The 7,777-nt window shown below is 63.0% G+C and carries 9 protein-coding genes and 1 pseudogene; 6 read left to right on the top strand and 4 right to left on the bottom strand.

Annotated elements, in window-relative coordinates; all coding sequences use genetic code 11:
- Positions 1-265: 265 nt before the first annotated feature.
- Both V5B60_RS14420 and V5B60_RS14415 read right to left on the bottom strand, forming a co-directional pair.
- The gene (locus V5B60_RS14420) at positions 266-688 is read right to left on the bottom strand and encodes a HEPN domain-containing protein (RefSeq protein ID WP_332347709.1); all 423 of its coding nucleotides are present in this window, start codon (positions 686-688) and stop codon (positions 266-268) included.
- Positions 612-977, bottom strand: a complete 366-nt coding sequence (locus V5B60_RS14415) for a nucleotidyltransferase domain-containing protein (RefSeq protein WP_332347708.1) — start codon at positions 975-977, stop codon at positions 612-614. The genes V5B60_RS14420 and V5B60_RS14415 overlap by 77 nt, the downstream gene beginning before the upstream one ends.
- A gap of 160 nt (positions 978-1,137) precedes the next feature.
- On the opposite strand from V5B60_RS14415, the gene V5B60_RS14410 reads away from it, so the two are divergent.
- Positions 1,138-1,884 (top strand): hypothetical protein, encoded by a 747-nt coding sequence (locus V5B60_RS14410; protein WP_332347707.1) that lies wholly within the window; start codon positions 1,138-1,140, stop codon positions 1,882-1,884.
- A 49-nt stretch (positions 1,885-1,933) separates the two neighbouring features.
- Here the strand turns inward: V5B60_RS14410 and V5B60_RS14405 are convergent, their stop codons facing one another.
- Positions 1,934-2,842, bottom strand: coding sequence for a DUF4351 domain-containing protein (locus V5B60_RS14405; protein ID WP_332347706.1), 909 nt, complete (start codon positions 2,840-2,842; stop codon positions 1,934-1,936).
- A 3-nt stretch (positions 2,843-2,845) separates the two neighbouring features.
- A pseudogene (locus V5B60_RS14400) lies at positions 2,846-3,991 on the bottom strand (IS3 family transposase).
- Positions 3,992-4,208: 217 nt separating this feature from the next.
- Here V5B60_RS14400 and V5B60_RS14395 point away from each other — a divergent pair.
- From V5B60_RS14395 to V5B60_RS14375, 5 genes are all read left to right on the top strand, one after another.
- The gene (locus tag V5B60_RS14395) at positions 4,209-5,228 is read left to right on the top strand and encodes a hypothetical protein (RefSeq protein WP_332347705.1); all 1,020 of its coding nucleotides are present in this window, start codon (positions 4,209-4,211) and stop codon (positions 5,226-5,228) included.
- A 487-nt stretch (positions 5,229-5,715) separates the two neighbouring features.
- Positions 5,716-6,936, top strand: coding sequence for a tyrosine-type recombinase/integrase (locus V5B60_RS14390; protein ID WP_332347704.1), 1,221 nt, complete (start codon positions 5,716-5,718; stop codon positions 6,934-6,936).
- Between the two features lies 1 nt (position 6,937).
- Entirely contained in the window at positions 6,938-7,195 is a 258-nt protein-coding gene (locus V5B60_RS14385) for a DUF4160 domain-containing protein (RefSeq protein WP_034908722.1), read from the top strand.
- A 5-nt stretch (positions 7,196-7,200) separates the two neighbouring features.
- Entirely contained in the window at positions 7,201-7,461 is a 261-nt protein-coding gene (locus V5B60_RS14380) for a DUF2442 domain-containing protein (RefSeq protein ID WP_332347703.1), read from the top strand.
- A gap of 69 nt (positions 7,462-7,530) precedes the next feature.
- On the top strand, positions 7,531-7,761 hold the full coding sequence (locus tag V5B60_RS14375) for a type II toxin-antitoxin system MqsA family antitoxin (RefSeq protein ID WP_332347702.1): 231 nt from the start codon (positions 7,531-7,533) through the stop codon (positions 7,759-7,761).
- Positions 7,762-7,777 lie beyond the last annotated feature (16 nt).

Genomic DNA, 7,777 nt, shown 5'->3' with positions numbered 1-7,777 from the left:
GCTTGCCGCAGGCGCTGAGCGCTGATACCGGAGAACCGTCAGCATTTTCCTGGCGCAGGTCATCGCCACGTACTGCGGACGCTGAAGGACTTCCGAGCTGCGCGCGAGCAGGGATGGCAACGTCGCGGGGACGATCTCTGGTTACTGCGCAAGTCGCATCAGCGACGCCCCCCTCGCCCGCTTGCGGAAGAGGGGGCGGGGGAGAGGGAAACAGTCAGTCCTTTCATCCTTTCTTCCTCGGTTACCAAGCCTGAACCCGGTTCGGTCACCGCCTGTCCCGCTCGCGCGTTCCGCCCACGCTCACCCCGATCAGTCGAGCGACGGTGCCGAGCAACTGCTGCACCTCCTCGATCACGGCACTGCGGTCGATCGGCGCCTCGGCCTCCATCAGGCCGGCTTCGTAGCGGGCCTGCACAGCGAAGAGCGTGTATTGAACGAGTGGCCAGAACGCGCTGACGTCGTTGCCGTTCTCTTCCAGCAAACCAAGCAAACGCGACAGATCGTGCGTCAGCGGGAACGACACCGAGCGCGCAGCAAGCCATGCCGTGAGTGCCTTCTCGATGGCCTGCTGAGCGTGAAAACCGAAAATCTCGTCGGCGAACAGCGGATTGTCAAGCATGCCACGCAAGGCATCGAAATCCTTGCGCGCCACGAGCAGCAAGTCCTGCGCGTGATCCGGCGCGCGCATGCAGAACCTTTCCTTCGCGCTGGGCGCGGCCAACGATATGGTGCGGCGACTCCTTGAGTTGCTCGAATTCATCGCGGCTATAGAGCAACAGGTCCTTGGCGATCGCCAGCTTGCGCAGGGCCAGGTACAGGCGCGCAGTTTCCTGGCGGCGACTGCGCCGTGGGGTGAAGGGCTCAGGCTCGACGATCAGAAGATCGACGTCGGAACCCGGCCGGGCGTCACCGCGTGCTCGCGAACCAAAGAGGATCACGGTGTCGGGATTGACTTCACGAACGATCGTATCGACCATCTCGCGGATCAGGCTGTCCTCTTCGCTTTGCATCCAGGACACCTCCTTCTTTCAACGCAACGCCGGCTTCTCCAACCACCCGTCAATGTGAAAGTCGCGTCGGCGACACGCGAACCTCGCCGGATCGCGTTTCGCCGGCAGCGACAGCTTCCGCTACACGGTGTCCGCCGGCCACGCCGCGGCATCGGCGACGATCCATCTGACGCCGCTGCCGCTTGCCGATGCGCCGCGGCCACCGGCGCTGGCCAACGGGAGCAGCGAGCGGCAGCCGCCGGAGCCCGGCCACCTCGCCGCGCGAGCGCAGGAGACTACCGCGAAACCGCCGCTGCCCGTCGCGGCGACGACGGCGAGCACGCCGACGGCGAACGATGCGCTGGGCCAGCAGCCACCGCTCTCCGCCGCCGCCTCCCCCGCCAGCCCGCGGGTCGTGGCCGTGTCCAGCGCCACCGACGAGTGGCATCCTGGCAATGGCCTCCCGCAGCTCGAAGCGGTCGCCGGAGTCCGCATGGCCGCCGCCTGGGCGCAAGCGGCGTCCGCTGCGCCGCATGCCGGAACGCCCTTCCCACCGGCGCCAAGTCCCATCCGCCGGGAGTCCGTTGCCGAGCCCGACCCCGCTGCGGCCGGTCGCGCCAGCGAAGCGGCGCTGCATGCGGGGATGCAGCAGACGGCACCGCCGCTGCCGCTCGACTCCTTCCTGCGCGAAACCGCCGTCCTTGACGGCAGCCCGGCCGGCCTGCGTCGCAGCCAGCAGACGGGCCGGCACCCGACGCGGCACCGAGAATCGACTGGCGCGGGACGCAACCGGCCTGCTTCCAGGTTCCCCGCGCAGCCCGGCCGGCCTGGCTGCCCGCGTTCCTCGGCAGCACGCCGATCGCCGCCAAGCCGCCCGGCGCACTCCCCGGGCTGACGATCCGCATCGCGGCCCGGGATCGCTGAGCCTGCCGCAGCCGCCGAGGCTACGGCCTGCTCGGTCCGAACAGGTCCTCCAGGGTGCCTGCATCAAGGACCTGATCGAGCCAGATGTCGATCTGCTCGACGGAGGCGCCTGAGATCTCCTGCAGAACCTCCGCGGGGATCGAACCGAAGCGCCTTCGCAACAGTTTCTGCAGCGCCAGTGCCTCACCCTCGGCCTTGCCCTCGGCCTTATAGGCATGCGCCCATTCTTCCAGTCGTTCGGCCAACATGACGTTCAGCTCCTGTAGATCATCGACCCGAGGCAAGACGATACGGTATTCCGCCCTGCGCATCAACGTCGCGCGAATCCAGAGGGCAAACATCCGACGCAGGTCCGGCCGGTCTGCCAGCCACTCGGACAGCAGGCTGAGAAGGCCGCCGATCGCCTGCGGCGATGCCGGATGTTCGATTCGGAATACCGCTGCGACGAGGTTGCGCAGCGATGCGAGTTCCTGCTCGCTGTACGCGTTCTCGTCGATCAGCAGGTGCTTCATCCGCGGTTTGAATTGCTCAACCAGCCCCGGAACCGGTGGGATCAGTTCGCAGACATCGGTCACGGCCGACCAGCGCTGGCTGCCGTTGTACAGCACGATCGGCAAGATCGGCGGCAGGCGACCATCGGCAAGCACTTCTCCCCGCCGGATCAGGTCCTGATAGAGCAGCCCGACAGAGGTGGCCCCGCTTGTTTGGACAGCAAAGGCTCTTCGATAAGTGGAGCCTTGCCAGTTCCGGTCGGCTGACCGGTGATGCGGTTGGTTTTGACCTTCTGGGATTTTATCCGAACCGAATAGAGCTCGGTGGAGCTTGTGGGCGAAGGGACGTGCGGTGGGAAAGTCGCCAGACTTTTCCACGGCAAGCGGCCCGGTGCGCGCTAGCGCATCGTCCACAAATCCACGGAGCCCCTTCCCCATGCCTTACGCCGCGGCTCGGATGGCCGACGCGAGGGCAGCGAAGTAGGCGGTGTCCGGCGTCTTGCCGTCCAGGGCGCGATGCGGTCGGCGCTCGTTGTAGAAGCGGACGTACGTGGTCAGGTTGGCTCTTGCATCGGCGACGCTGTCATAGGCCTTGAGATACACTTCCTCGTACTTGAGCGTCTTCCACAGGCGCTCGACAAAGACGTTGTCCCGCCAGGACCCCTTGCCGTCCATGCTGATCCGGATGCCGTGCGCCTTGAGCATCCCGGTGAATTCGCCGCTGGTGAACTGGCAACCCTGATCGGTGTTGAAGATCTCCGGGCAGCCGTGCCGGTGGATGGCTTCCCGGACCGCGTCCAGACAGAAGTCTGGTCGTCAAGGTGTTCGACAGCCGCCAGGCGAGCACCCGCCGCGAGTACCAGTCGATCACGGCGAACAGGTAGAGGAAGCCCCGGCGCATCGGAATGGTGGTGATGTCCGCCGCCCACACCTGGTTGGGCCGCTCGACGGCAAGATCGCGCAGGAGATACGGATGAATTTCGTCGCCGCGCCGCCGACGAGAGGTGTTGGGCTTCCGATACAAGGCCTCGATGCCCATGCGCGCCATCAGGGTGCCGATGTGTCGGCGGCCGGCCCGGAAGCCCTCGGGGCGCAGCAGATCGCGCAACATGCGGGCGCTGGCGAAGGGGTGCTCCAGATGCAACTCGTCGATCCGGCGCATCAGCGCCAGATCCTCCGCCGAGACCTCGCGGGGCGTGTAGTACGCGCTCGAACGGGCCACCCCGAGGAGGGAGCACTGATGCGCGACAGGGAGCTTGTGCTTGCGGTCAATCATCTTCTTGCGCTCAGCAAGCCCGCCTTGGTGAGCGCATGTTCTAAAAAATCCTTCTCCAGCGTCAGCTGTCCGATCTTGGCGTGCAGTTTCGTCAAGTCCGGATCGCTGCTCGCAGGAACGCTGGTATCCCCAAAAACCTGGACCGCACGCTCCGTCAGCTGCCGCTTCCAGTCCGTGATCTGGTTCGGGTGAATGTCGTACTGCTGCGCCAGTTCGGTCAGCGTCTTGTCGCTCTTCAGCGCCGCCAGCGCCACCTGCGCCACCTGCGCCTTGAATGCCGGCGTGTGGTTCCGCCTCGTCCTTCTCGTCATGCTCTCGCTCCTGTTGGGGCTGCTTCCGCAGCCGTTCAATGGGGCAAGGCTACCACTTATCCTGTTGTCCGAAATTCCGGGGCCCCCTCTTTGTGGAACCAACAACCGTCATGTAAGCTCATATACTTGTACTTGTCCGCTTGCCTTCGGTTGTCATGATCGGCGAGATTTCCGGAAGGGGAGAAACTTCTGAACCTACAACCTTTGGAGAACAGCGATGAGATCCCGAATTATTGCCTATGCCGGAGTTATTGTCGCCCTGATGCCGCTGTCGGTACATGCCGGATTCACGGTGGCTGTCACGTCCGTGGCTCAGGGAAACATTCCAACACATCAAGAAGATAACCGGCGCTCCGCTTCCCTCGCTGATTGGACGTCGGCTGGATTTGTCGCCACCACGCATGCCCATGCCGACAGGGACGCCTTCGATTCACCCTCCGATGGGGCAGATGCGACCGCCGTGTTTGACCAAGCCAACCCGACAGACGCCGTCTTGCGGTCCAAGGTCGTAGCGCGGCGCTTTTATGGTGGTCGCTATCAAAACATCGTTTGGGCGCAGAGCATCTTTTCCCTGAACTATGGCCTGCAGATTGAAAACCTGACGGGATCCCCTGTCGACGTGAACTTTGCTGGCGAAATGCACGGACTGTTTGCGACTCCCGTACGTGACTTTGCACACGTACAAGCGGAGGAGAAAGTGCATCTGACTGGTCTGACGAAGACAGGCAGCGACAGGGGCAGTCTCTTCGTAGACTATGATGGCGCGAAGTCCGATGGGCTGTGGTCGAGTTTTGTCCATCCCGCCAAGGTCCATGACGACATCTATGGAACGATCGACGGGTTCGAACTCAACTCATTCGAGTACTACGGATCGAGGTTGGTCGCCGGTGGCGCGACAGTCTTCAGCGATGTCGACTACGACCTCATGCTGACCGCGGATCTGGATATTGGCAACGGCTTGGCACTGGTGGACTTCACCAATACAGGACACCTGATTGTGACGGCAACCGATCCGTTCACCGGCGCGAATCGTGATTCGGACATCCGCGTCACGCTGGTGCCGATTGTGCCCTCGGGCTCCGTGCCTGAACCAATCGGCCTCATTCCGCTACTTCTTGGCGCCCTCGCATTGACCCGCAGACACCACGCAAACCGAGTGCAGCAGTGTAAGGGGCATAGTGTCGGTCGCCGACGCATGCTTTCCAAAATCGGATTTCCAAAATGCTTTCGAAATTGATTGCCAACAACACGGTGGTGCCAACTTGCTTGCCACTTCCGGTGTTCAACGGCGACGCTTCCCCGTTGCCGATCGTACAGCACCTGGCGTTCAGTTCGACGGGGCGCTGGTGATGAACTGAGCGGCGCTTGGCACCGACGACGCGCGCGCGGCCCACTGGCGTGCCTGTGCCGATGGCGCAACCCTCGACGAAGCGCAGCGTCTTTTCCCCGCAGTGCAAGGCCCGGTGCTGGACTGGAAAGACCCCGGGGCGGGGGAAGCGTGCCACAACTGCTTGATTTTTTTGGAGGCGCGAGCGGGAGTCGAACCCACCTACACGGATTTGCAATCCGTACTTTCATGCACCTATGCGGACTTGCGAACCTTAACGCACCTATACAAAGCAAGTCTTTGCAGCTATACTCACCTCCACGGGCTAGCACGAAACATGATGAATTTTGATAGCCCGTGCTAGCCCGGTGCTAGCCCGACATATGCGAGGTGAGAAATGACCAGTATCAGATTCGGCAAGGTGGCCATTCAGGGGCTTGAGCTTCCGCCTTTGGGCAGGCGGCTGACGATCTACGATACCAAGGTGCCGAAGCTTGCCCTGCGCGTGACGCATGCGGGCACCAAGACCTTCTACGTGGTGAAGCGGGCCGGTGCGTCAATGGCCTGGGTGAAGCTCGGCACATTCCCTGAAATGACGGTGGAGAAGGCGCAAGCTGAAGCGCAGCGAATCCTTGGGGAGTTTGCGAGCGGCGCGAACCCTGCCGAACTGAAGCGCGCACTCAAGGCCGAGCCGACGCTGACCGAATTCTTCGTCGAGTTTGGCGCCCGGCATGGTATGAAAAAGCTGTCCTGGCGCGACGATCAGCAGCGGTATCGGGACTACCTGCAAAAGCCCTTGGGCGACCGCAAGCTGTCGGCGATCACGAGGGCGATGGTTGCCCGGATTCTTTCGGATGCGGAAATTTCCGGCAAGGCTGCCGCGACCGTGCGCCAAATCCGTGCGCTGGCGTCAAACATGTTCGCAAAGGCCGTCGAATGGGGTTATCTGGAAGCGAACCCGGCAACGGGCATCAAAGTGAACGGCCGGATCGTGACCCGCGACCGCTTCCTGCAACCTGACGAACTGCCCCGATTTTTTGCAGCGCTGGCCGACGAGCCGAGTGCAGCCATGCGCGACTTCATTCTGTTGGCGTTGCTGACCGGCGCCCGTCGGGCGAACCTCTGCGCGATGCACTGGCGCGAAATTGATCTGGCGGCGGGGAACTGGCGGCTGCCGGTGACGAAGAACGGCACTCCGCAAACCGTGACGCTCTGCGCGGAAGCGGTAGAGATTCTGAAGTCGCGCCAAGATGCGACCGCTGGAGGTTTCCTGTTCCCCAGCAGAAGCGCAAGCGGTCACTTCAATGGCGCCAGGGATGGACTGCTGCGCGTGCTGAACAGGGCCGGAATCCCCTACGGCCGCAACGAGCCGAACGGGGTCACGCTGCATGACCTGCGGCGCACCTTGGGGAGTTGGCAGGCTCGGACGGGCGCATCACTGGCGATCATCGGCAAGAGCCTGAACCACAAGAGCCAGCAAGCAACCGCGATCTACGCGCGACTCGATCTTGATCCGGTGCGCCAGTCCGTGAACACCGCGACCAGTGCCATGCTGGAAGCTGGCGGCATGAAGGCCGGCGGCGACGTGGTAAAGCTACCAAAACGTGGCGCGGCGTAGCATGCCTGAAATCTCCCGCTTCTTCGGCATCGTCATTTACATGAACTGGCGGGAGCATCCGCCGATGCATTTTCACGCGGTCTATGGCGAGCATGAAGCCCTGATGACGCTGGATGGCAAGCTATACGCCGGTTCGCTGCCGGGCCGGGCGCTGTCGATGGTGCGCGAATGGCTGGCGCTGCACCGGAAAGAGATTGAAGCCGACTGGGAGCTTGCCATGCTGCGCAAGCCGCTGAATCCCATTGATCCCTTGGAGTAACCCTGATGATCCTGCACACCACGGAAGTAACCCCGTTGTCGGGCTATCGCCTGTTCCTGCGCTTCAACAACGGAGAGTCCGGCGAAGTGGATCTGTCCCACGAACTTGACGGTGAAGTCTTCGAACCGCTACGCGACCCGGTGCTGTTCGCTACGGCCAGCCAGCACCCGGTCATGCGCACGGTGGCATGGGCAAGCGGCGCGGACATCGCCCCGGAATTCCTGCTCGATCTGATGCACGCGCAGCAAGGAGATCGGGCTGCGTGATCAAGGATCTCCGGACCAATACGCCCGACCCCGCCCTGTGGCGGGCCGAGCTGGCAGCGAGGAAAACCCATGAGATGCGCCATCTGCCGACACGGCGAAACCCGACCCGGTGCCGTGACTGTTCCACTTGAACGCCACGGCCTGACAATTGTTTTCCGGGAAGTTCCGGCGCTGGTGTGTGAGAACTGCGGCGACGCCTTTCATGATGAAGGCGTGACCGCTTCCTTGCTGAAACAAGCGGAACAAGCAGCGGCGGCGGGCGTGGAAATCGCCGTGCGGCGATTTGCGGTGGCCGCATGACCTGACAAAACTTAAG

Source organism: Accumulibacter sp., from assembly GCF_036625195.1.
Taxonomy (GTDB): domain Bacteria; phylum Pseudomonadota; class Gammaproteobacteria; order Burkholderiales; family Rhodocyclaceae; genus Accumulibacter.
Note: the sequence above shows the minus strand (reverse complement) of the source record. Positions and strands in the feature narration are given on the sequence as shown.